General features: G+C 72.2%; 21 protein-coding genes. 8 read left to right on the top strand and 13 right to left on the bottom strand.

The annotated features are described in order from the left end of the window. Positions 1 to 8: 8 nt before the first annotated feature. From ACWCQ1_RS12875 to ACWCQ1_RS12900, 6 genes are all read right to left on the bottom strand, one after another. The gene (locus ACWCQ1_RS12875; protein ID WP_451026460.1) at positions 9 to 1,463 is read right to left on the bottom strand and encodes an aldehyde dehydrogenase family protein; all 1,455 of its coding nucleotides are present in this window, start codon (positions 1,461 to 1,463) and stop codon (positions 9 to 11) included. Further along, positions 1,460 to 3,190: an N-acyl-D-amino-acid deacylase family protein gene (locus ACWCQ1_RS12880; protein WP_358592532.1), complete on the bottom strand. Its 1,731-nt coding sequence runs from the start codon at positions 3,188 to 3,190 to the stop codon at positions 1,460 to 1,462. Before ACWCQ1_RS12880 ends, ACWCQ1_RS12875 begins: the two co-directional genes overlap by 4 nt. Before the next feature lie 121 nt (positions 3,191 to 3,311). Then, complete coding sequence (locus ACWCQ1_RS12885) at positions 3,312 to 4,430, bottom strand: LLM class flavin-dependent oxidoreductase (protein ID WP_133049551.1); 1,119 nt, start codon at positions 4,428 to 4,430, stop codon at positions 3,312 to 3,314. An 87-nt stretch (positions 4,431 to 4,517) separates the two neighbouring features. Further along, on the bottom strand, positions 4,518 to 5,288 hold the full coding sequence (locus ACWCQ1_RS12890) for an SDR family NAD(P)-dependent oxidoreductase (RefSeq protein ID WP_358592529.1): 771 nt from the start codon (positions 5,286 to 5,288) through the stop codon (positions 4,518 to 4,520). 11 nt (positions 5,289 to 5,299) lie between these two features. Further along, a complete protein-coding gene (locus ACWCQ1_RS12895) occupies positions 5,300 to 6,223 on the bottom strand; it encodes an LLM class F420-dependent oxidoreductase (protein WP_358592527.1) in 924 nt (307 codons plus the stop codon). After that, positions 6,220 to 7,446 (bottom strand): amidohydrolase family protein, encoded by a 1,227-nt coding sequence (locus tag ACWCQ1_RS12900; protein ID WP_451026461.1) that lies wholly within the window; start codon positions 7,444 to 7,446, stop codon positions 6,220 to 6,222. The genes ACWCQ1_RS12895 and ACWCQ1_RS12900 overlap by 4 nt, the downstream gene beginning before the upstream one ends. A 191-nt stretch (positions 7,447 to 7,637) precedes the next feature. On the opposite strand from ACWCQ1_RS12900, the gene ACWCQ1_RS12905 reads away from it, so the two are divergent. Together ACWCQ1_RS12905 and ACWCQ1_RS12910 are read left to right on the top strand one after the other, a co-directional pair. Further along, complete coding sequence (locus ACWCQ1_RS12905) at positions 7,638 to 10,589, top strand: BTAD domain-containing putative transcriptional regulator (protein WP_451026462.1); 2,952 nt, start codon at positions 7,638 to 7,640, stop codon at positions 10,587 to 10,589. 338 nt (positions 10,590 to 10,927) lie between these two features. Continuing rightward, complete coding sequence (locus ACWCQ1_RS12910) at positions 10,928 to 11,098, top strand: hypothetical protein (RefSeq protein ID WP_165955182.1); 171 nt, start codon at positions 10,928 to 10,930, stop codon at positions 11,096 to 11,098. A 72-nt stretch (positions 11,099 to 11,170) separates the two neighbouring features. Here the strand turns inward: ACWCQ1_RS12910 and ACWCQ1_RS12915 are convergent, their stop codons facing one another. The 3 genes from ACWCQ1_RS12915 to ACWCQ1_RS12925 are packed head-to-tail and all read right to left on the bottom strand — an operon-like array spanning position 11,171 to position 13,382. Continuing rightward, complete coding sequence (locus ACWCQ1_RS12915) at positions 11,171 to 11,542, bottom strand: fic family toxin-antitoxin system, toxin component (RefSeq protein WP_358592520.1); 372 nt, start codon at positions 11,540 to 11,542, stop codon at positions 11,171 to 11,173. Then, positions 11,539 to 11,757 carry a hypothetical protein gene (locus tag ACWCQ1_RS12920; RefSeq protein WP_208781740.1) on the bottom strand — a complete coding sequence of 73 codons (219 nt, stop codon included), beginning with the start codon at positions 11,755 to 11,757 and terminating at the stop codon, positions 11,539 to 11,541. The genes ACWCQ1_RS12915 and ACWCQ1_RS12920 overlap by 4 nt, the downstream gene beginning before the upstream one ends. 32 nt (positions 11,758 to 11,789) lie before the next feature. Beyond that, a complete protein-coding gene (locus ACWCQ1_RS12925; RefSeq protein WP_358592518.1) occupies positions 11,790 to 13,382 on the bottom strand; it encodes a FadD3 family acyl-CoA ligase in 1,593 nt (530 codons plus the stop codon). A 92-nt stretch (positions 13,383 to 13,474) separates the two neighbouring features. Here ACWCQ1_RS12925 and ACWCQ1_RS12930 point away from each other — a divergent pair, with 92 nt between their 5' ends. The 3 genes from ACWCQ1_RS12930 to ACWCQ1_RS12940 are packed head-to-tail and all read left to right on the top strand — an operon-like array spanning position 13,475 to position 15,820. Next, positions 13,475 to 14,623 carry a lipid-transfer protein gene (locus ACWCQ1_RS12930; RefSeq protein ID WP_133049558.1) on the top strand — a complete coding sequence of 383 codons (1,149 nt, stop codon included), beginning with the start codon at positions 13,475 to 13,477 and terminating at the stop codon, positions 14,621 to 14,623. A 1-nt stretch (position 14,624) separates the two neighbouring features. Then, entirely contained in the window at positions 14,625 to 15,041 is a 417-nt protein-coding gene (locus ACWCQ1_RS12935; protein ID WP_358592516.1) for a Zn-ribbon domain-containing OB-fold protein, read from the top strand. Continuing rightward, positions 15,038 to 15,820 carry an enoyl-CoA hydratase/isomerase family protein gene (locus ACWCQ1_RS12940; protein ID WP_358592514.1) on the top strand — a complete coding sequence of 261 codons (783 nt, stop codon included), beginning with the start codon at positions 15,038 to 15,040 and terminating at the stop codon, positions 15,818 to 15,820. Before ACWCQ1_RS12935 ends, ACWCQ1_RS12940 begins: the two co-directional genes overlap by 4 nt. A 114-nt stretch (positions 15,821 to 15,934) precedes the next feature. Here the strand turns inward: ACWCQ1_RS12940 and ACWCQ1_RS12945 are convergent, their stop codons facing one another. Together ACWCQ1_RS12945 and ACWCQ1_RS12950 are read right to left on the bottom strand one after the other, a co-directional pair. Next, a complete protein-coding gene (locus tag ACWCQ1_RS12945; protein WP_451026463.1) occupies positions 15,935 to 18,280 on the bottom strand; it encodes an outer membrane protein assembly factor BamB family protein in 2,346 nt (781 codons plus the stop codon). A gap of 182 nt (positions 18,281 to 18,462) precedes the next feature. Continuing rightward, positions 18,463 to 19,194 carry a VOC family protein gene (locus tag ACWCQ1_RS12950; RefSeq protein ID WP_133049562.1) on the bottom strand — a complete coding sequence of 244 codons (732 nt, stop codon included), beginning with the start codon at positions 19,192 to 19,194 and terminating at the stop codon, positions 18,463 to 18,465. A gap of 123 nt (positions 19,195 to 19,317) precedes the next feature. Here ACWCQ1_RS12950 and ACWCQ1_RS12955 point away from each other — a divergent pair, with 123 nt between their 5' ends. Beyond that, positions 19,318 to 19,965, top strand: a complete 648-nt coding sequence (locus ACWCQ1_RS12955; protein ID WP_165955184.1) for a TetR family transcriptional regulator — start codon at positions 19,318 to 19,320, stop codon at positions 19,963 to 19,965. A gap of 184 nt (positions 19,966 to 20,149) precedes the next feature. Continuing rightward, positions 20,150 to 20,437, top strand: a complete 288-nt coding sequence (locus ACWCQ1_RS12960) for a hypothetical protein (protein WP_451026464.1) — start codon at positions 20,150 to 20,152, stop codon at positions 20,435 to 20,437. On the opposite strand, the gene ACWCQ1_RS12965 is transcribed toward ACWCQ1_RS12960, so the two are convergent. Both ACWCQ1_RS12965 and ACWCQ1_RS12970 read right to left on the bottom strand, forming a co-directional pair. Further along, positions 20,431 to 20,907: a nitroreductase/quinone reductase family protein gene (locus ACWCQ1_RS12965; protein ID WP_358592510.1), complete on the bottom strand. Its 477-nt coding sequence runs from the start codon at positions 20,905 to 20,907 to the stop codon at positions 20,431 to 20,433. The two genes, ACWCQ1_RS12960 and ACWCQ1_RS12965, sit on opposite strands and share 7 nt — an antisense overlap. Beyond that, entirely contained in the window at positions 20,904 to 22,088 is a 1,185-nt protein-coding gene (locus ACWCQ1_RS12970) for an acyl-CoA dehydrogenase family protein (protein WP_451026465.1), read from the bottom strand. The genes ACWCQ1_RS12965 and ACWCQ1_RS12970 overlap by 4 nt, the downstream gene beginning before the upstream one ends. A gap of 76 nt (positions 22,089 to 22,164) precedes the next feature. Between ACWCQ1_RS12970 and ACWCQ1_RS12975 the strand changes: the two genes are divergently transcribed. Beyond that, on the top strand, positions 22,165 to 23,337 hold the full coding sequence (locus tag ACWCQ1_RS12975) for a thiolase C-terminal domain-containing protein (RefSeq protein WP_358592506.1): 1,173 nt from the start codon (positions 22,165 to 22,167) through the stop codon (positions 23,335 to 23,337). Positions 23,338 to 23,395: the final 58 nt, after the last annotated feature.

Genomic DNA, 23,395 nt, shown 5'->3' on the forward strand with positions numbered 1-23,395 from the left:
AGCTCGGCTCACCCCGGCCAGACGATCGACTGCACCTCCCCGTACGCGTGCAGGGCGTACGAGCCCACGTCGCGGCCGACCCCGCTTCTCTTGAAGCCGCCGAACGGGGCCTCCATGTTGCGGCCGACCGTGTTGACGCCCACTCCCCCCGCCCGCAGCCGCCGAGCCACCCGGAACGCCCTCGCCACGTCTCCCGACCAGACGTAGTCGATGAGCCCGTAGTCGCTGTCGTTGGCCAGGGCGACGCCCTCGTCCTCCTCGTCGAAGGGGATGACGACGACCACCGGGCCGAAGACCTCCTCCCGGGCCACCCGCATGTCGTTCGTGCAGTCGGCGAGGAGGGTCGGGGAGACGTGGAAACCGCGGTCCAGCGGCGGGCGTTCGCCTCCCGCCACCACCACCGCGCCCTCCTTGCGGCCCAGTTCGACGTACGACTCCACCCGGTCCCGGTGGGCCGCGGTGATCACAGGGCCGACCACCGTGTCCGGCTCCCTCGGGTCGCCCACCTTCAACCGGCCCGCGTAAGTCGCCAGTTGGTCCACGAGACGGTCGTACACCCCGCGCTGCGCCAGCACCCGCGTCGGTGCCGTGCAGATCTGGCCGCTGTAGAAGGAGAAGGTCGTGCCGATCCCGGCGACCGCCGAGGCGACGTCCGCGTCGTCGAAGACGACCGCCGCGCCCTTCCCGCCCAGCTCCATCAGCTGCCGTTTCATGTCCCGCCCGCACACCTCCGCGATGCGCTGCCCGACGGCCGTGGACCCGGTGAAGCTCACCATGTCCACGTCGGGGGAGGCGACGGCCTCCTCACCGACGGACGCCGACCGCCCGGAGACGACGTTGACCACACCCGCCGGCGCGCCCGCCGCCTCCAGCGCCTCCGCCATCCGGTACACCGACAGGGGGTCCTGCGGGGCGGGCTTCACCACCACCGTGTTGCCCATGGCCAGGGCGGGCGCGACCTTCCCGGCCGGGTTGGCCCACGGGTTGTTGTACGACGTGATGCAGGTGACCACCCCCACCGGCTGCCGCACGGCCAGCGCACCGAACACACCCGCGCGCCCCATCGGCCCGGCCTCGTTGATCTGCGGCGGGATCGCCCACTCGGCCGGCTCCACGCGCGCGTACCGCCGGAACCGGGCCATGCCCACCCCGACCTGCATCGCCCGGGCCGTCCCGGTGGTCGCCCCGGTCTCCGCCTGCGCCAGTTCGGCGTACGGCACGAAGCGGCTGCCGATGATGTCCGCGGCCCGGCCGAGGATCGCCGCGCGTTCCTCCGGCGAGGTCCTCGACCACGGCCCGAAGGCCTCGCGGGCCGCGGCGCAGGCCGCGTGCACCTGATCCCGCGAGGCCTCCGGAGCCCACCCGACGGTCTCCTCCGTCGCCGGGTCGACGACGGCGTAGTACCCGCCGTCCGGCTCGACCCAGCGTCCCCCGACGAACAGCCGCTGTTCACCGCCGTTCAACGGGTGCTCACCGTCCTCGTGTCCCGCCCGGAGCGCAGCACCTTCCCCGGTACGGCACCGCTCACCACGTCGTCCCGGATCGCCTCGACCCCGTTGACCCACACGGCCCGCACCCCGAGGGCCTTGGCGTCGAGCCGCGGACTGTCACCCGGCAGGTCGTGCACCAGGGTGGCCGAGGCCGCGCCGATCCGTTCCGGGTCGAAGAGCACGAGGTCCGCATGGAAGCCCTCCGCCACCCGGCCCCGCTCGCGCAGGCCGAAGAGCCGCGCCGGGTCGTCCGTCAGCATCTTCACCGCCTGTTCAAGACCCACCAGCTTGCGCCCGCGCAGACAGTCGCCGAGGAAGCGAGTGGTGTACGGCGCCCCGCACATCCGGTCCAGATGCGCCCCGGCGTCGGACCCGCCCAGCATCACGTCCTCGTGCTGCCAGGTCTCGGCGCGCAGGGCCCAGGACGCCGGGTCGTTGTCGGTCGGCATGGGCCACAGGACCGTACGCAGCTCGTCGGCCGCGCAGATCTCCACCAGGCACTGGAACGGGTCCTGCCCCCGCTCCGCCGCGATGTCCCGCACCACCCGGCCGGTCAGCCCGCGGTTCGCCTCGCTGTAGGTGTCGCCGATGACGTACCGCCCGAAGTCCGCGAGCCGCCGGAAGACGCCCGCCTCCTTGGACTCGGCGCGCCGCAGCATCTCGGCACGCACGGCCGGGTCCTTCAGCCGCGCGATGCGCTCCGGCACCGGCAGCCCAAGGATCGGGCCCCACCCCGGTATCAGGTTCAGCGCGCAGAAGGTGCCCAGCGACATGTTCATGGGCGTGAGGATCGGCATGGTCAGCGCGACGACCCGGCCGCCGGCCTTCCGCGCCTGCTCGCTCGCCTGCAGCTGCCGGGGCACGCGCTCGGGGACGGACGCGTCGATGGTCAGCACGTTCCAGTTCAGCGGCCGCCCGGCCGCGGCGCTCATCTCCGCGAACAGTTCGATCTCGGCGTCGCTGAACTGGTCCAGGCACCCGGCGACGATCGCCTCGATCTGCGTCCCCTCGTGCTCCCCCACGGCCCGCGACAGCGCCAGCAGCTCCGCCGGCTTCGCGTGCCGGGAGGCCACGGGCTTTCCGTCCCCGTCGGAGTGGGTCGAGGACTGTGTGGTGGAGAACCCCCAGGCCCCCGCGTCCATGGCCTCGTGCAACAGCCGCACGATCTCACCCAGTTGCTCCTCACTGGGCTGCCCCCCGATGGCGTCCGGCCCCATGACATGCCGCCGCAGGGCGCAATGCCCCACCATGAACCCGGCGTTGACGGCGATCCGCCCTTCGAGGGCGTCCAGGTAGTCACCGAAGGAGCTCCAGTTCCACGGCGCCCCTTCCTCCAAGGCCACCAGCGACATCCCCTCGACCTTGGACATCATCCGCCGCGTGTAGTCGGCGTCGTCGGGCCGGGCGGGATTCAGGGGCGCCAGGGTGAAGCCGCAGTTCCCGGCGGCGACAGTGGTGACACCGTGATTGAGCGAGGGCGTCGCGTACGGATCCCAGAACAGCTGGGCGTCGTAGTGGGTGTGCGGATCGACGAACCCGGGCGCGAGCACCAGCCCGGATGCGTCCTCGGTGGTCCGTGCCTCCTCGGTGACCTCACCGATGACAGCGACACGCCCGTCCCGTACACCGACGTCGGCCCTGAAACCGGGCGCACCCGTCCCGTCCACGACGGTCGCACCCTTGATGACGTGATCAAGCATGGGGGCTCCCTTTTCACTTGCGGGGACATGTCCGACCTAAAGGGGCGCGGGGCTGTATCGATTTGCGGCTCCGCCGCGCGAGCGCGACCAGCCCCCACACACCCGCAGCCGCCGTACAACCTCAGACAGCCCCCCGGAACCGCGTCGTCCGATGAACAGGATCCGTGTCGATCTTCGGAATCACGTGCTCCCCGATCAACCGAATCGTCTGCAACGTCTCCTCCTTCGGCACCCCCACCGGCAGCCCGAAGCTCAACTGGTCCGCCCCCGCCTGCTCCCACCGCTTGCACTGCGTGAGCACCTCGTCCGGGTCGCCGCAGATCAGCAGCTCCTCCTCGATCAGCAGCTCCACGAACTCCGGCGTGTACTCCGGCAGCGTCTCCGGCCACACCGGGAATCCTTCGGGACGGGGGAACGTGTCGTGGTACCGGAACACCAGCGAGGGCAGATAGTGCAGCCCCCCGTGCACCGCGATGTCGATCGCCTCCGCGTGCGTCGGCGCGCAGATCGCCGTCGTCGTCACCATCACGTTGTCGTTGACGAAGTCCCCGACCGGCTCCGCGTTCACGATCGCCGTCTTGTACTGCTCCAGCACCCACTCCATGTCGGACACCTTCTGGATGCTGAACCCCAGCACCCCGAGCCCCTTCTTCGCGGCCATCGCGTACGACGGCGGCGACCCGGCCGCGTACCACATCGCCGGGTGGGACTTGCCGTACGGCTTCGGCAGGACCTTGCGCGGCGGCAGCTGCCAGAACTTGCCCTGGAAGCCGACGTACTCGTCCTGCAGCCACATCTTGGGGAACTCGGCGATGGTCTCTTCCCAGATCTCCTTGGTGTAGTTCATGTCGGTCACCCCGGGGATGAACCCGAGGATCTCGTGCGAGCCGGCCCCGCGGCCGGACCCGAACTCGAAGCGGCCCTCGCTGAGGTGGTCCATCATGGCGACCTTCTCGGCCACCTTCACCGGGTGGTTGACCTGCGCCAGCGGGTTGAAGATGCCGGATCCCAGATGGATGCGTTCCGTCGCGTGCGCCAGGTAGCCCAGGAACACGTCGTTGGCGGAGAGGTGCGAGTACTCCTCCAGGAAGTGGTGTTCCGACGCCCACGCGTACTTGAAGCCCGACTTGTCCGCCTGGATGACGTACTCGGTCTCCTCCATCAGCGCCTTGTGCTCGGCGAGCGGATCGGTCTCGGCGCGTTTACCCACGTATCCCTGTACAAAGAGGCCGAATTCCACGGCGGTTCACCGTCCCAAGTCAGGTGAGTCTGCTGAGTCCTACGACTTTCTGACGTACCGTCAGAAAGGTCAATAGTTGACGGCTCGTCAGATGATGCTGACCCCCGCCAGCCAGCCGCCGTCGATGACGAAGGGCTGACCCGTGATGTACGAGGAGTCGTCCGACGTCAGGAACAGCGCCAGCCGCGCCACCTCGTCCGGCTTCCCGATCCGCCCGAGGGGCACGAGCTTGCGGTACAGCTCGTCCAGGGCCCGGCTCGTCTCCTCCGCGTCCGCCTCCGGGTCCAGCTGGGCCGGATTCGACATCGCGGTGTCGATCGCGCCGGGGCACATCGCGTTGACGCGGATGCGGCGGTCGGCGAGTTCCAGGGCGGCGACGCGGGTGAGGCCGAGGATGGCGTGCTTGGTGGCGGCGTACGTGCCGACGGCCGCCATGCCCGTCACGGCCGTGTAGGAGGCGGTGTTGACGATCGTGCCGCCGTCCTCCATGACCGGCGCCATGTTCTTGATCCCCAGGAAGCAGCCGACCTGGTTGACCCGCACGACCTGCATGAACTCCTCCAGCGGCGTGTCGACCAGGGAGTTGAAGCGCAGGATGCCGGCGTTGTTGACCAGCCCGTCCACCCGGCCGTACGTCTCCTTGGCGGTCCGGGCCGCCGCCCGCCAGTCCGCCTCCTCGCCCACGTCGAGGTGGACGTACCGGGCGCCGATCTCCCGTGCCAGCGCCTCGCCCTGCTCGTCGAGGACGTCGGCGACGACCACCTCCGCGCCCTCCGCCCGGAACAGCCGGGCCTCCTGCTCCCCCTGTCCCCGCGCCGCCCCGGTGACGACGACGACACGTCCGTCCAGCTTGCCCATGCGGTAACTCCCTAGAGGTGTGGGGCCACGTCGGCGCCGAAGGCCGCCATCTGGTCGGTGAGTTCGGTGCGGCTCCGGCAGCGGAACCGGACCTGGATCTGGTGCACGCCCATCGCGCGGTAGGCGCGCAGGGACTCGGCGAGAGCGTCCGGGGGGCCGGTCAGGGTGCGGCGGCCGACTTCCCAGGCGGGCGCGCCGACGTACAGGGGCTCGGTGATGGCTCCGATGGTCAACGCACCCGCGATTCCCGCCTCTTCGCGCAGTCGCCGCAGCCGGGCGATCTGCTCGGGGAGGCGGTCACGCGGGTCGCCCTGCGGGAGCCAGCCGTCGCCCTTGAGCGCGGCCCTGCGGACGGCGGCGGGGGACGATCCGCCGACCCAGATCGGCACGTGCTCCTGCGCCGGCCGGGGCTTCTGCCCCAGTCCCTCGAAGTCGTAGAGCTTGCCGTGGTGTTCGGGGAACTCCTCGGGGCCGAGGGCCGCGCGCAGGGCGTCGATCGACTCGTCGAGCACGGCCCCGCGGTGCTCGAAGTCGACGCCCAGCGCCGCGAACTCCTCCGGGACGTGCCCGGCCCCGACCCCGAGGATCAGGCGCCCCCCGCCGAGGTGGTCGAGCGTGGCGTACTGCTTGGCGGTCAGGAGGGGGTGCCGCAGGCCCACGATCGCCACATGGCTGAGCAGGCGGACGCGTTCCGTCGCGCCCGCCAGGAAGGCGAGGGTGGCGACGGGGTCGTACCAGACCGTGCTCATCGCGGAGGCGAGACGGCGCGGGATGGCCACGTGGTCGCAGCTCGCGATGTAGGCGAAGCCCGCCCGCTCGGCCGCGCGGGCGATGGCGATCAGATCGGCGGGGCCGGCCGTGGCCTCCCAGGGCTCGGCGTAGATCGTGCTCTGGGACTGGACGGGCAGTTGGATCCCGTACGCCAGGGCGCTCATGGCCGCCAGAGCCCTTCGGGGGTCAGCCCCAGCAGGTCGATGGCGTTGCCTCGGACGATCCGCTCCACCACGTCCGGGTCCAGGTGGCCCATCTGCGCCTCGCCGACCTCGCGGGACTTGGGCCAGGTGGAGTCGGAGTGCGGGTAGTCGGTCTCGTACAGGACGTTGCCGAGGCCGATCGAGTCGAGGTTCTTGAGGCCGAAGGCGTCGTCGAAGAAGCAGCCGTAGACGTGCTCGGCGAACAGCTCGGACGGCGGCCGGTGCACCTTGTCGGCGACCCCGCCCCAGCCGCGGTTCTCCTCCCAGACCACGTCCGCGCGCTCCAGGATGTACGGGATCCAGCCGATCTGGCCCTCGGCGTACATGACCTTGAGGTTCGGGAAGCGCTCGAACTTGCCGCTCATCAGCCAGTCGACCATCGAGAAGCAGCAGTTGGCGAAGGTGATCGTCGAACCGACGGCCGGCGGGGCGTCCTTGGAGGTGGAGGGCATACGGCTGCTGGAGCCGATGTGCATGGCGACGACCGTGCCGGTCTCGTCGCAGGCGGCGAGGAAGGGGTCCCAGTCGTCGGAGTGGACGGAGGGCAGTCCGAGGTGCGGGGGTATCTCGGAGAAGGCGACCGCGCGGACCCCGCGGGCCGCGTTGCGGCGGACCTCGGCGGCGGCGAGCTCGGCGTCCCAGAGGGGGATGAGGGTCAGCGGTATGAGGCGGCCCCGGGCCTTGGGCCCGCACCACTCCTCCACCATCCAGTCGTTGTACGCGCGCACGCACAGCAGCCCCAGCTCGTGGTCCGCGGCCTCGGTGAAGGTCTGGCCGCAAAAACGCGGGAAGGTCGGGAAGCAGACGGCGGACTGGACGTGGTTGACGTCCATGTCGGCCAGCCGCTGGGGGACGTCGTACGACCCCGGGCGCATCTGCTCGTACGTGATGACCTCGAGCTTGATCTCGTCCCTGCTGTAGCCGACGGCGGTGTCCAGGCGGGTCAGCGGGCGCTGGAGGTCCTCGTACAGCCACCAGTCGCCGATCGGGCCGTCGTCGCCGGGGGCGCCCATCACGGGCTTGAAGCGGCCGCCGAGGAAGCTGATCTCCTTCAGCGGGGCGCGCACGATGCGGGGGCCGACGTCCAGGTACTTCTTCGGGAGCCGGTCCTGCCAGACGTCCGGCGGTTCCACGGTGTGGTCGTCGACGGAGATGATCTGAGGGAGCGTCAGTTCGGAGTCCATGGCGCTCACGGTAGCGCCGATCTGACGACCCGTCAGCTCCCTGTGCCGGAGGTCGCCGGGTGGGGAGAAGAGGTGAGGGCTTGGTGAGATCCCGCGTGCCGGGCTGTGACGGAGCTCTCCACAGCTGACGCATCCGCCGGGAACAAGGCAAACTGACGGGGTTGCTCACAGGGGTCTAGGGGGACACGGCGATGGACGATGTACCGCGGGTGCCGGAGCAGAGGCGCCCCGGCCCGGCTGAGCCGACGGCACTGCGCTTCGGCGTGCTCGGCCCGGTGCGTGCCCGGCGCGGCGACGAGGCCCTGAACACCGGCTCACCGCAACAGCGCGCCCTGCTGGCCGCCCTGCTGCTGCGCGAGGGCCGTACGGCCACCGCCGCCGAGCTGATCGACGCCCTGTGGGGCGAGGAGCCGCCCTCCCAGGCGCTGGCGGCGCTGCGCACGTACGCCTCCCGGCTGCGCAAGGTGCTGGATGCGGGGGTCCTGGTCAGCGAGTCGGGCGGGTACGCGGTGCGCGGGCTCGGCGAGGGCGCGCTGGACCTGGCCGTCGCCCAGGACCTGGCGGCCGAGGCGGAGAAGGCGCGGGCCGCCGGGGATCTGTGCCACGCGCGCGAGGTGCTGAGCCGGGCGCTCGCCCTGTGGGACGGGGAGACGCTGGCGGGGGTGCCGGGGCCGTACGCCGAGGCGCAGCGCGTGCGCCTGGAGGAGTGGCGGCTGCAACTGCTGGAATCCCGGCTGGACATGGACCTGGAGCAGGGCTGCCACGCGGAGGCGGTCTCCGAGCTGACGGCGCTGACGGCGGCGCATCCGCTCCGGGAGCGCCCGCGGGAGCTGCTGATGCTCGCCCTGTACCGCAGCGGACGGCAGGCGGAGGCGCTCGCCGTGTACGCCGACACCCGCCGGCTGCTCGCCGAGGAACTGGGCGTCGACCCCCGCCCGGGCCTCAGCGAACTCCAGCAGCGGATCCTGCGGGCGGACCCGGGGCTCGCGGAGCCCTCCGCCCCGCAGGCCGAGCCCGCCGCCGTCCCCGTACGCCCCGCCCAACTCCCGGCCACCGTCCCGGACTTCACCGGCCGTGCGGCCTTCGTGACGGAGCTCGGCGAGGTGCTGGCCTCGGCGGAGGGCCGCGTGATGGCGGTCTCGGCGCTGGCCGGCATCGGAGGTGTCGGCAAGACGACCCTCGCCGTGCACGTGGCCCACCAGGCGCGGGCCGCCTTCCCGGACGGACAGCTGTACGTCGACCTGCAGGGCGCCGGCCCCCGGTCGGCCGAACCGGAGACGGTCCTCGGATCCTTCCTGCGCGCGCTCGGCACGGCGGACTCGGCGATCCCGGACTCCCTGGACGAGCGCGCGGCGCTGTACCGGTCGGTGCTGGACGGGCGCCGGGTGCTGGTCCTGCTGGACAACGCCCGGGACGCCGCGCAGGTGCGGCCGCTGCTGCCGGGCACCGAGGGCTGCGCGGCCCTGGTGACCTCCCGGGTGCGGATGGTCGACCTCGCCGGCGCCCATCTCGTCGACCTGGACGTGATGTCCCCCGAGGAGGCGCTGGCGCTCTTCACGAAGATCGTCGGCGCGGAGCGGGTGGCCGCGGAGCGCGAGGCCGCGCTGGACGTGGTGGCCGCGTGCGGGTTCCTGCCGCTGGCGATCCGGATCGCGGCCTCCCGGCTGGCGGCCCGCCGCACCTGGACCGTCTCGGTACTGGCCGCCAAGCTGGGCGACGAGCGCCGGCGCCTGGACGAGCTGCAGGCCGGCGACCTCGCGGTCAAGGCCACCTTCGAGCTGGGCTACGGCCAGCTCGAGCCGGCCCAGCAGCGGGCGTTTAGGCTGCTGGGCCTCGCGGACGGCCCGGACATCTCGCTCGCCGCGGCGGCGGCGGTGCTGGACCTCCCGGTCGAGGAGACCGAGGACCTTCTGGAGTCCCTGGTCGACACTTCGCTGCTGGAGTCGGCGGCGCCCGGCCGCTACCGGTACCACGATCTCGTACGGCTCTACGCGCGTGCGTGCGCCGAGCGGGACGAGTGGCCGCCGAGCGAGCGGGCGGCGGCGCTGTCGCGGCTGCTGGACTTCTACCTGGCCACCGTCGGCGGGGTCTATCTCATCGAACGGCCCGGGGACCGCCTGGTCGACCACCTCGCGACACCGGAGTACCCGGGGCTGACCTTCTCCGACCGGCACGCGGCGCAGGACTGGCTGTACGCGGAGGCGGTCTCCCTGCTGGCCTGTGTACGGCAGTCCGCGCACCCGGGGATGATCGGGCACGCCGTCGACGTGCTGTGGGCGGCGGTCGACCTGGCCGAGTCGGGGACCAACTCCAAGGAGTACGAGGCGGTCGCGTCGGCGCTGCGCGAGGCGGCGCGGGAGGCCGGGGACCCGCGCGCGGAGGCCCGGGCGCTGATCTCGCTGGCCTACGCGCACAGCATCACCGGCCGGTTCGACCTGGCCGACGAGGAGGCCGGCCGGGCCCGGGAGCTGACCGGGGGCGGGACCGGTGATCCGCTGGCCGGCTGCTGGTCGTACAACATCCTCGGCGCGATCGCGTTGTACCAGAGCCGGCACGACGACGGCGAGCGGTACTTCAGGCGGGCGATCGAGGATTTCCGCTCGGTGGGCGACCGTTCGGGCGAGGCTAGCGCCCTGTGCAACCTCTCGCGGACCTATCTGGCCACCGGCCGCACGGACGAGGCCGTGGCGCTGGCCCGGCAGGGCACCGCGATGTACGACGGCATGGGCCACGCGCTGAAGGGGGCCAACGGGCGGTACGCGCTGGGGCTCGCGCTGACCCGGAGCGGGAAGCTGGCGGAGGCGACCCGGTGCCTGCAGCTGGCGCTGGAGGTGTTCCGGGAGAGCAGGCAGCGGCTGTGGGAGGGGATGACCCTCTTCCGGCTCGCCGAGCTGGACCTCGCGGCCCGGCGGCCCGCGCAGGCGGCGGCGGACGCGGAGACCGCGCTGACGCTGCTGCGGGGCATCGGCGGGGAGTGGCGGCGGGGCAACGTCCTGACGGTGCTGGGGCGCGCCCTCAACGGGGTCGGTCAGCTGGACCGGGCGCAGGTGTGCTGGCGGGAGGCGCTGGAGATCTTCGAGGCGCTGGGGGCGCCGGAGGCGGACGAGGTCCGGGCCCTGCTGACGCCGGCGTCGGTCGCCTGAGCGGGCGTTCATCGTTCGTTTATCGCCCTCGTGCAGTCTTGCTCGTGCCGGGCCGTCGCGTCGGGGGGCAGACGGAACGGCACGGGGGCGGGCCTTCAGGGCCTGTCCGGCAATTCCCGTCGTCCGCCCGGAGGGCGGGCCGCGCGGTGTCACGGGGGAGGCGCCACGTGGGCGGTTCGGCAACGCGGCGAGCGAGCGTGCCAGGCACCGCGCGGCAGACGGGAATGCCGGACAGGCCTAAGGTGAACCGGCCTCAGGATCCGTCCGGCGGCCCTCGGGGGAGCTGCCGGGCGGATCTCGTCCATCCACCGCACGAGCCTTTTTCAGGGGAGCACCAGATGAGCGACGAGAACACCACCGACAACATCCACGTCACCGACGAGCCGGCCGGCGCCGAGGTGACCCCGGCCAACATCCACGTCACGGACGAGCCGCTCACGGCGGCCACCGCGAAGGACTCGGGCACGGTCAAGCCGGACAACATCCACGTCACCGACGAGAAGGCCTGACGACCACCACCCCGACGGGGAACGGCCGCGGCAGCCCGGAGGGGAGCTGCCGCGGCCGAGTCGTTCCCGTCGTCACACGGTCCACTCCTTGAGGACGGCCGCCACACTGCGCACCGTGCTCTCCTGCCGCTTGAGCTCCCGAGTCAGCGCGGAAACCCGCTGCTGATCGAGCTTGACCGGGACCCCGGCGGCGGTCAGATACGCATGAGCGACGGCAACGGCCACCCGCAGGTTCGAACGCTCCAGCCAGCGCATACGCCCCAGCGAATGCACCAGGGCCGCCGCCTTCGCATGCACCCCCTGGTAGACCTCCTGCCCGACCAGCACCGCCCGATGACGCTCGACCGCGGCCACGGGAACGCCGTAGTCGTCGATGGCAGGGTCCTCCTGACCCGCCCGCTGCGCGACCTCCAGGATCCAGGCGAGGTCCACGTTGAGATTCACAGCCCGGTTTCCCCCTCGATCTCATCGATGAGATCGCCGTACTCGTCGAGCACTTCCTGCGCGGCGGCCATGAACACGGCGCGCAGGTGCTCGTTGTCGTCCCGGATGAGCTGCTCGACATACTCGTTGACGGGTATCCGCCTCGTGGCTGCGGCCTGTCGGGCCATCTCCGCCGTCTCGTCGTCCATGCGGATGTTGATCTGTGTCTTGGCCATGCCGGGATGGTATCAACAGATACCAACCCGCGCTATCCGGTGATACCAGCCCTGCGCAACTTCCCCTTCACCACCTTCCCGCTCGCGTTCCGCGGCAGCTCCCCCACGAACTCCACCGCCCTCGGCACCTTGTAGTTCGCCATCTCGCGCCGGGCCCAGGCGATCAGGTCGTCGGCGGTGAGGACGGACCCCGGGCGGCGGACCACGTACGCCTTGCCGACCTCGCCCAGCCTCGGGTCCGGGACGCCGATGACGGCCACGTCCGCCACGTCGGGGTGCAGGCCGAGCAGTTGCTCTATCTCCGCCGGGTACGCGTTGAAGCCGCCGACGATGAACATGTCCTTGATGCGGTCGGTGATACGGAGGTTGCCGGCCGGGTCGAGCACGCCGACGTCACCGGTGCGCAGCCAGCCGTCCTCCGTCAGGACCTCCGCGGTCGCGGCCTCGTCCTCGTAGTAGCCGCGCATCACGTTGAAGCCCCGGACCAGGACCTCCCCGGGCTCCCCGACCGGCGCCTCGACCCGCACCTCCGTCCCTGGTATCGCCCGACCCGACGTCGACGCGATCACCGTCGGCTCGTCGCCCCGGCGGCACATCGTGACGATGCCGCTCGCCTCGGACAGACCGTAGGCGGTCAGGACGGTGCCGACGCCGAGTTCGCCGCGCAGGCGCTCCACCAGCCGCAGCGGCACGACCGCCGCGCCCGTCACCACCAGCCGCAGGGCGGACAGGTCGTGGGCGTCCCGGGCGGGGTGGTCCAGGAGCGACTGGTGCAGGGTCGGCGGGCCCGGCAGGACCGAGACGCGTTCCGCCGCGATGTTGGCGAGGGCCGTGTCCACGTTGAACACCGGCTGCGGGATCATCGTCGCGCCCCGCATCAGGCACGCGATCACCCCCGCCTTGTAGCCGAAGGTGTGGAAGAAGGGGTTCACGATGAGGTAGCGGTCGCCCCGCTCCAGCCCCGCGAGGTCGCTCCAGATCTCGTAGCCCCGCAGCGTCTGCGCGTGGGTGATGACCGCGCCCTTGGGGCGGCCCGTCGTCCCGGACGTGAAGATGATGTCGGAGGGCATGGACGGGGACAGCAGCGCGGAGCGTGCCCGTACCTCCGGCTCTCCCACGCCCTCCCCGCTAGCCAGGAAGTCCTTCCAGGTGCGGAAGTCGGCCGGGGCGTCCTCCGAGAGCACCACGACCTGTTCCAGGTCGGGGAGTCCGGGCAGCGGGCCTGACCCCGGCCCCTCTCCCGCCGCGCGGCGCAGCGAGGCCACGTACGACGTGCCCAGGAACGTCCCGGTCACGAACAGCAGCCGCGCCCCGCTGCGCCGCAGCACGTCCGCCGCCTCGCCGCCCTTGAACCGGGTGTTCAGCGGCACCAGCACCGCGCCCGCCGACACCGCGCCCAGCGCGGCGACCATCCAGTCCAGGGAGTTGGGCGCCCAGATCCCCACCCGGTCGCCGACCGCGATCCCGTTCGCCATGCAGGCGGCGGCCGCCCGCTCCACGCGGGCGCCCAACTCCGCGTACGACACCCGGACCCGCCCGTCCACCACCGCCTCGACGTCCGCGTACCGCTCGGCGGCCGAGCGGACCAGGCCCGGGATCGTCCCCCACTCCACGTCACCGCGCACAACAGCCCCCTACCAGTAGCTGACTGACCGTCAGATTAGCTGTAACCTGACGCCCTGTCAGCTCAGGGGACAGCAGGCGGAGGTGCACCAGCATGGGCGGAGTCAAGGACGCCACCGCGATCGTCGGCATAGGACAGACACCGTTCGCCAAGCATCTCGAGGACGACGAGAGAACCCTCGCCTGCCGTGCCGTCCTCGCCGCCCTCGACGACGCCGGGATCGCGCCCGGCGAGGTCGACGCGCTCGCCTCGTACACCATGGAGGAGACGGACGAGGTGGAGCTGGCCAAGGCCGTCGGCCTCGGGGACCTGACCTTCTTCAGCAAGGTGGGCTACGGGGGCGGTGGTTCGTGCGCCACCGTCGCGCATCTCGCCGCGGCCATCGCCTCCGGCCAGGCGACCGTCGGGGTCGCCTGGCGCTCCCGCAAGCGCGGCTCCGGCCCTCGCCCCTGGACCAACACCACCGTCCAGCTGCCCACCCCGGCCCAGTGGACCCGCCCCTTCGGCCTGCTCCGGCCCGCCGACGAGATAGCCATGCTCACCCGCCGCTACATGCACGAGTACGGCGCCACCCGGGACCATCTGTTCAACGTCGCGCTCGCCTGCCGCAACCGGGCGAACCAGAATCCCGCCGCCGTGATGTACGAACGGCCCCTGACCCGCGAGATGTACATGACCGCCCGCTGGATCAGCGAGCCCCTGTGCCTCTTCGACAACTGCCTGGAGACGGACGGGGCGTTGGCCTGCGTGGTCGTCAGCGCCGAACGCGCCCGGGACTGCCGGCAGACCCCCGTGTACGTCCACTCCGCCGCGCAGGGGCTGCCCGCCCAGCACCACGGCATGGTCAACTACTGGAACGACGACCCGCTCACCGGCCCCGCCTGGGCCGCCGCCCGACACCTGTGGAAACACGCCGACTTCACCCCGCAGGACGTCGACGTCGCCCAGATCTACGACGCGTTCACCGCGCTGATCCCGCTGTCTCTGGAGGGCTACGGCTTCTGCGGGCGCGGCGAGGGCGGGGCGTTCACCGAGCAGGGCGCCCTGGAGATCGGCGGGCGCCTCCCGCTCAACACGAGCGGCGGCGGGCTCAGCGAGGCCTACGTCCACGGCTTCAACCTCATCAACGAGGGCGTACGGCAGCTGCGCGGCACCAGCACCGCCCAGGTCCCGGACGCCGCCACCTGCCTGGTCACCGCCGGTGAGGGAGTCCCGACGTCCGCACTGCTGCTGAGGAGTTGAGATGCTGACCCCCGTCACCGACGCCGACGGCGCCCCCTTCTGGGGCTACGCCCGCCAGGGCGAACTGCGCGTCCAGGCCTGCGCCGACTGCGGCGAGCCGCGCTTCCCGCCCCGGCCCTGCTGCCCGCACTGCCAGTCCTTCGCCGCCGAGTGGCACCGGATGGAGGGCCACGGCCGCATCTGGTCCTACGTCCTCCCGCACCCGCCGCTCCTGCCCGACTACGCCGAGCAGGCCCCGTACAACGTGGTCGTCGTCGAACTCGCCGACGCCCCGCGCATCCGGCTGGTCGGCAACGTGGTCGCCGAGGCCGGCGCGCGCCTGGACTCGGTGGCGCCGGAGCGCATCCGGATCGGGGCGAGGGTGCAGGTCGTCTTCACCGACGACGGTCTGCCGCAGTGGGTCCTGGAGCGGCCATGACGACGACCCGGGCCATCACCGTCGCCGTCGACAAGGACACCGGCGTCGCGACCGTCACCCTCGACCGGCCCGACCGCCTCAACGCCATCGATCTGACCATGCGCGACGAACTCCGGCAGACCTGGAGGGAGTTGCGGTTCGACGACGCCGTACGCGCGGTCGTCCTCACGGGGGCGGGCGAGCGGGCCTTCTGCACCGGCCTGGACCGCGACGCCGTCGTCCCGCAGCCCGGCTCGCCCTTCATGGCGGACGATCCGCTGCTGCGGGTGGGTCCCAAGTCGAACGACCTGTGGAAACCGGTCGTCGCCGCCGTACGCGGCATGGCCTGCGGGGGCGCCTTCTACCTGCTCGGCGAGGCGGACTTCGTCGTCGCCGACCCCACGGCCGCCTTCTTCGACCCGCACACCACCTACGGCATGGTCAGCGCCTACGAGTCGGTGCTGCTGGCCCAGCGGATGCCGTACGGGGAGGTCGCGCGGATGATGCTGATGGGCACGGCGGAACGGATCTCGGCGAGGCGCGCCCATGAGATCGGCCTGGTCTCCGAACTCACCGAGCCCGGCGGGGCGTTGGCGGCGGCCACTCAGTGCGCGGCCGTCATCGCCGGGTATCCGCCGGAGGGCGTCCAGGGCACCGTGCGGGCGCTGTGGGCGGCCCGGGAGGGCGCCGTGGCCGCCGGGTTCGCGCAGGCCGCCCATCTGGTCGCGCTCGGGAATCTGCCGGGCGAACGCCAGGCGGAGCTGTTCGCGCGGCGGGGCGGCACCCACCGGACCCGTTGAGCCGATCGGGTCACCGCATGGCGGTCACCGCTCAGCGGGCGTAGCGTCGGCACGGACGGCCGCCGTCCACACCCTTCCGTGCAGCTGGTACGACGGCCGTCCCCCCGCTCGGTCTCAGGTGGTGCGTGCGGTGCCGGTGCCCTTCTCGGCGTCCAGGGCGTACACGCAGCGGTCCTTGCTGCACGCGTACACGACCCCGTCCCTGACCACCGGCGCCCCGGTGATCTCGCCGCCGGTCGCCAGCTTCCAGCGCAGCCGCCCGTCGTCGGCCTTCAGGGTGTACAGGAGGTGGTCGGTGGAGCCGAAGTGGATACGGCCCTCCGCCACGGCCGGCGCCCCCACGATGTCGCCGCCCGCCTGGAAGCGCCACTTGGGCGTGCCCGTGACCGCGTCCAGGGTGTAGAGACCCTTGCCGCTGCCGACGTGGACATGGCCCGCGGCCACCAGGACCGGGTCGACGGACGCCCGGGACTCGGTGGCGATGCGCCAGCGGTCGCGGCCGTCGGTGGCGTCGAGGGCGTAGACCGTGCCGAGGTAGTCGGCGAGGTAGATGCCGCCGCCGGTGACGGCCGGGCCCGGCGCGAAGGTGGGCGGGGAGAGGAACACCGCCGGTGCCTCGAAGTGCCACCTGACGTGGCCGCCGGCGACGTCGAGGGCCAGCACCCGGGTGCCGGCGGAGACGTAGACGTAGCCGTCCGGGGCGTGCGTCAGCCGGATCGGCACACCGCCGCAGGAGGCGGCGTCGCCGATCGGGTAGGACCAGCGCTCGTCACCCGTACGGGCGTCCAGGGCGCGCAGCCGGGCGTCCTGCCAGACGTACACCGTGCCCTCGTGCACGGCGGGCCCGGCCTCCGGCGACTCGAAGTCGGTCTGGGCGCCGGTGAGCTCCCACAGCTTCCGCCCGTTCGCGGCCTCCCAGGCCTGGACGCCGCCGCCGCGGGTGCCGGTGACGACCGTGCCCCGGTCGGCGTGCAGGGAGTACACCCAGGAGTCGGTGTTCAGCCGCCACAGGTCGGCGCCCTCACGGCAGTCCAGGGCGAACAGCGTGGGCCCGTCGGAGGCGTGGATACGGCCGTCGGCGACCGCCATGGACCAGGCCACGTCCCGGGTCTTGAAGCGCCGCCGCCCGGTGGCCACGTCCAGGGCGTGCACCTCGAAGGAGGTCACGTAGACGAGGTCGCCGAAGACGGAGGGGGTGCCCCACACGTCGTTGGACATGCGGAAGCGCCACGGGCGCCAGCCGGCGGCCTCCGGCGCGGGCGCGGGGGGCGCCGGCATGGCAGGGTCTGCGCCGTTGACGCCGGGGCGGGGCTTGGCCCAGGAGGCGGCCAGGGCGGCCTCCGGCGGGGGCGCCTTCACGGCGGCGGCGCGCACGTCGGCGACCCGGGGGCCGGGGCCGATGGGCACCTGGGCGCCGGCGAGGCGGACCGGGCCGGTGTCGGGGGCCCCGACGGGCACCGGGGGCGCCGTGGGCATCACGGGGTCGTGCGAGGGCGGGGGCGGCAGGGGCGGGCGGCCCCCTCCGCTGCGGGCGCCGCCCTGCTGGCCGGGCTTGGCCGCCGGACGGCCGTTGCGGCGCGCCTCGATCAGGCTCACCGCCCGCTCGGGCAGCCACGCCGAGGCCGTACCGCTGTCGTCGGAGCCGGAGCCGAAGAGGTGGGGGGCCAGGTTGGCCTGGAGGTCGGCCGGGTTGGGGCGGGCCGTGGCCTCCATCTGCATGCAGGACTCGATCAGCGGGCGCAGCTCGTCCGGCAGGCCCTCCAGGTCCGGGCCCTCCCGGAGCAGCATGAAGACCGTCTCGACCGGGTTGGCGCCGTGGAAGGGCGGGTGGCCGGTGGCGGCGAAGACCAGCATCGAGCCGAGCGAGAAGACGTCGCTCGCGCCCGTGACCGACCGCGAGTCCTTGGCCTGCTCGGGGGACATGTAGGCGGGGGTGCCGACGGCCACGTTCGTCATGGTCAGACGGGTGTTCGAGACGCCGGAGGCGATACCGAAGTCGATCACCCGGGGGCCGTCCTCGACCACGAGCACGTTCGAGGGCTTGAGGTCGCGGTGGACCAGCCCGGCGCCGTGGATCGACTGCAGCGCCTCCGCCACGCCCGCCGCGAGCCAGCGCACGGCCTGGGCCGGGAGCGGCCCGCACTCGTTCACTATCTCCTCGAGCGAGGGCGCGGGCACGTACGCGGTGGCCAGCCACGGCACCGCCGCACGCGGGTCGGCGTCGACGACGGCCGCCGTGTAGAAGCCGGAGACGGCCCGGGCCGCCTCCACCTCGCGGGTGAAACGGACGCGGAAGAGCTGGTCCTCGGCCAGTTCGGTCCGGACCGTCTTGATCGCCACGCGCCGGCCGGACGCCGAGCGCGCGAGATAGACCAGCCCCATGCCGCCGGCACCCAGCCGTCCCAGCACCTCGAACGGCCCGATCCGCCGCGGATCGTGCTGCGTCAGCTGATCCACCACTTGCCTGCCACCTCCCCGTACAAGCCGCGCCACCCACATATGTACGCGACCGAAGTGCAGCGTCTCACCACCGCACCGCCATGGCGGCACGCACCCCGATTCTTCCTGGCCGGAGCACCGGTTGCGAACCCGGGCCCGAATCGGGGTGTCTCCCCGCAAACCGGGGCGTTTCACCGCATGACTCAGGGCTCGGGCCGCTCCAGTACGGCGAACGACGCCCCTTGATTGTCTGTGACGACCGCCACCTTTCCGTACGACGTCTCGAATGGTGGTGCCTGAATACGGCCATCGAGCCGGCTCACCGTCCCGAGGACCGCCTCGCAGTCCTCGACGGCGAAGTGGACGAGGAAATGGGGCGGCATCTCGGCCGGAAAGACCTCGGAGACCGGCGCGCGGCCGAAGTCGGGCCTGGCGTCCGGTCCGAACAGGGCGTCGTGGAAGAGCTCGCCGTAGAAGGTGTTGGCGGCCTCGGTGTCACGGGCGTACAGCTCGGCCCAGCCGAAGGTGCCCGGCTCGTGCCGCTTGCCGAAGCCGGGGTGGGAGCCGGGCTCCCACAGGCCGAAAACGGCTCCCTCGGTGTCGGTGACCAGTGCGGTCGTCCCCAGGTCGCCGAGCGGAACGGGCGCGGTGACGACCTGTCCGCCGGCCGCCCAGACCCGGTCGGCCAGGGACTCCGCGTCCGGGGTGGCGAAGTAGACGGTCCACACGGTGGGCAGCCGCCCGTCCGTCTTGCGGGCGAGCGCGGCGACCGGCTCGCCGTCCTTGCGCGCCCAGACGGATCCCCCGTACGCGTCCTCGAAGTCCCACCCGAAGAGCTCACCGTAGAACCGCTTGCCCGCCTCGACGTCGGGAAGCTGCGCGTCCACCCAGCAGGGGACGCCCTCTCCGTACGCGGATGCCCTGTTTTCGGCCATACCGCCAAACTAACGGCGCCTCGCGCACCCCGCAGGACCAGGCACACCTGTCCCCGCACCCCCATGCACCCCATTTGCAGTCGGCCGAATCGCGCTCCGATCACCCCTCGGTAAGCTGACGGCATGACAGGACAAGTGCGTACCGTCGACGGCCGTGTGGCGGGTCGGCGTGGGCAGGCGACCCGGCAGAAGCTGCTCGACTGCCTCAGCGAGATGCTCAGCTCCTCCCCGTACCGGGACGTCAAAGTCATCGATGTCGCCCGGAAGGCGGGCACTTCGCCCGCCACCTTCTACCAGTACTTCCCGGACGTCGAGGGCGCCGTCCTGGAGATCGCCGAGCAAATGGCCACCGAGGGCGGGCAGTTGACCGCGCTGCTCGAGGGCCGTTCATGGGTCGGCAAGGCCGGCTGGCAGACCGCGCAGGAACTCGTGGACGGGTTCCTGGAGTTCTGGCGGAAGAACGACGCGATCCTGCGCGTGGTCGATCTCGGGGCCGCCGAGGGCGACAAACGCTTCTACAAGATCCGCATGAAGATCCTGAACTCGGTCAACAACTCCCTGGCGGACTCCGTCGCCGAGTTGCAGTCCAAGGGCAGGGTCGACAAGGACGTGAACCCGGCCGCGGTCGCCGGTTCGCTGGTCGCGATGCTCGCGGCGGTGGCCTCGCACCAGAAGGGCTTCCAGACCTGGGGCGTCAAACAGGCCGAACTCAAGCCGAACCTCGCGCTGTTGGTGCACCTGGGCGTGACGGGCAGGAAACCGACGAAGTAACCCGCACCCCCTTACCAGGCCCCCCAAGTCCTGTCTGGCAGGCGGTGGTTCACGGAAAACTCCCGTGAACCACCGCCTGCTCCGCTGTCCGGGCGCCGCCCGGCTCCTGAGCTCGTACCCGGTGAACATCGCCCGGCCGGATTACGTACATACAGGGAGGTACTCCGCGAAAGGGGACGTGATCATGAATCTCCTCAAGCGAGCGGTCGTCGTCGTGGCCTCGGTCGCCCTGGTCACCGGCGTCGCGGGGATCGCCGCCGGGCCCGCCTTCGCGACGGGTCAGCCCAACCAGTCCTGCCAGGCCGAGCCCGCGAGCCCCGGCCACGCATCGAGCGCCCCCGGTTCCGCGTTCAACGAGGACCCGGGTGGTGTCGCCGGTGGCAAGTACGCCGGTTCCCAGCCCCAGAACTCCAAGAACCCGACCTCGGTCTCCCAGTACGACGTGGCCTGCACCCAGGTCTCGAATCACTGATCACGACGGGTGATCCGAAAGACCCGGATCTCCCTCTCGACCCGCGCCTGGTAGGTGGCGTACGGCGGCCAGAAGGCCAGCAGTGTCTTCCAGGCCGCCGTCCGCTCCTCGCCCTCCAGCAGATGGGCCCGGACGGGGATGTCCGCGCCCTTCCAGCTGACCTCGGCGTCCGGGTGGGCGAGCAGGTTGTGGGTCCAGGCCGGGTGGTCCGTGCGGCCGAAGTTCGAGCCGATCAGAAGCCAGCTGCGGCCGCCCTCCTCCGGCATGCACGCGAGCGGCGTACGGCGCCGCTGCCCGCTCCTCGCCCCGGTCGACGTCAGGATCACCCCCGGCAGCATCTGCGCGCTCAGCAGCACCTTCCCCCGGGTGAGCCGGTGGACGGCGCGGTCAAGCGCCGGAATCACATGCGGGGCGACCTTCGCGAAACCCCGCGTCGACGACACCCGCTGCACGACACGTTCGCCGATCACACCGCCACCTCCCGGCCCTCGAAGAGCCGCGCCGTCTGTGCGGCACGCGCCCGCAACCGATGCACCGGCCCGAAGAGCAGTTCGTCGCCCGATGCGCGCTTGAAGTACAGATGCGCCTGGTGTTCCCAGGTGAAACCGATGCCCCCGTGCAGCTGGATACCCTCGGCGGACGCCACCCGCAGGGCCTCCAGGGCCTGCGCGAGCGCCAGCCCGCCGGCCCGCTCCCCCTTCGCGGTCGCCCAGGCCGCGTAGTAGGCCGCCGACCGCGCCGCCTGCACCTGCACGTACACGTCCGCCAGCCGGTGCTTGACCGCCTGGAAGGAGCCGATCGCCCGCCCGAACTGCTCCCGCTGTCCGACGTACTCCACCGTCAGCTCCAGCGCCCGGTCCGCGGCCCCGACGGCCTCGCAGGCCAGCACGGCGGCGACGGTGTCCCCGAGCGCGGCGAGGGCGCCCAGTACGTCGGCGCCTTCCTCCCCCAGCAACTCGGCCTCGACCTCCCGCAGCTGGACGCGAGCCTGCGGCCGGGTGCCGTCCAGCGCGGTCTGCCGCACCCGCACCACCCCCTGCGCCTCCCCCGGCACCAGGAAGAGCAGCGTCCGGGAGCGGGCGTACCCCCCGGTGTGCGCGGCGACGAGCAGCACCCCCGCGCTGTGCCCGTCGAGCACCTGTTCGGCCTGCCCGTACAGCCGCCACCCCTCACCCGCCCGTCTGGCCTGCACTCCCCCGGCCCGTCCGCCGCCGGCCCACTCCCCGCCGTTGTCGCCGGTCAGGGCGAGGGCGGTGGCGAGGGCGGTGCCGGGCACGGCGAGGGCGGCGGTGAGGGCGCCGGAGGCCAGACGGGGCAGCAGCGAGGCGCGCTGGGCGTCCGAACCCAGGGCGAGGATCAGCGGCACGGCGAGGACGGCGGTGGCGAGCAGCGGCGAGGGGGCCAGGGCCCGTCCCGTCTCCTCGCAGGCCAGGGCAAGCTCGGTCGCCGAACAGCCGACACCGCCGTACGCCTCGGGCAGGGCGAGCCCCGGCAGGCCGAGCTGGTCGGCGAGCGCGGTCCACAGGACGGGGTCGTGCCCTTCGGGGGTGTCGAGGGCGGCCCGCAGCTCCCGCGGGCCGCAGCGCTTGGTGAGCAGTTCGCGCAGGGTACGGCGGATCTCGTCCTGTTCGGCGGTGAAGCGGGCGTCCATGGCTCTTCCCTCCGGATCTGACGGGCCGTCATATTAGGAGTCCGGGAACGATATGCCCAGGGGAAGGTGGCCTCTCATGACGCGCGGGAGCCGGAAAGTGGCCGTGGTCGGGGTGTCCCTCTCCGACTGCGGCCGCGTCGACGACGCGACCCCGTACGCCCTGCACGCGCAGGCGGCCCGCCGCGCCCTCGCGGACGCGGGCCTCGGCCGCGAGGCCGTCGACGGCTTCGCCTCGGCCGGTCTCGGCACGCTCGCCCCCGTCGAGGTCGCCGAGTACCTCGGCCTGCGCCCCACCTGGGTCGACTCCACCTCGGTCGGCGGCTCCACCTGGGAGGTCATGGCCGCCCACGCGGCGGACGCGATAGCGGCCGGCCACGCGAACGCGGTGCTCCTGGTCTACGGCTCCACGGCCCGCGCCGACATCAGGGCCGGCCGGCGCACCGGCGACCTCTCCTTCGGCGCGCGCGGCCCGCTGCAGTTCGAGGTGCCCTACGGCCACACCCTGATCGCCAAGTACGCGATGGCGGCCCGCCGTCACATGATCGAACACGGCACGACCATCGAGCAGTTGGCGGAGGTGGCGGTGCAGGCACGGGCGAACGCCGCCCTGAACCCGGACGCGATGTTCCGCGACCCGGTCACGGTGGACGACGTCCTGTCCGGTCCGATGATCGCCGACCCGTTCACCAAGCTGCACTGCTGCATCCGCTCCGACGGCGGCGCGGCGGTGCTGCTGGCCGCCGAGGAGTACGTACGGGACTGCCGTACCGCCCCCGTCTGGGTGCTCGGCACCGGGGAGCACGTCTCGCACGCGGCGATGTCCGAGTGGCCGGACTTCACGGTGTCCCCGGCCGCGGTGAGCGGGCGGCTGGCCTTCGAACGGGCCGGGGTGCGGCCGGCGGAGATGGACTTCGCGCAGATCTACGACGCGTTCACGTACATGACGCTGGTGACCCTGGAGGACCTCGGGTTCTGCGGGAAGGGCGAGGGCGGGGCGTTCGTGGAGAAGGGGCGGCTGCGGGTCGAGGGCGGGGAGCTGCCGGTGAACACGGACGGGGGCGGGCTGTCGGCCCAACACCCCGGGATGCGAGGGCTGTTCCTGCTGGTGGAGGCGGTACGGCAGCTGCGCGGGGAGGCGGGCGCCCGGCAAGTGCGCGCGAGAGACGGTGGGTTGCCGCGGCTGGGGGTGGCGTCCGGGACCGGCGGGTGGTTCTGCTCCTCCGGGACGGTGGTGCTCGGGCGGGAGTGAACCGCGGTCACTTCGCGACCGCGGTCGTACGCTGCAACGGGAGCCCCTTCCCGGCCCG

It is taken from the genome of Streptomyces sp. NPDC002144, from assembly GCF_053593695.1.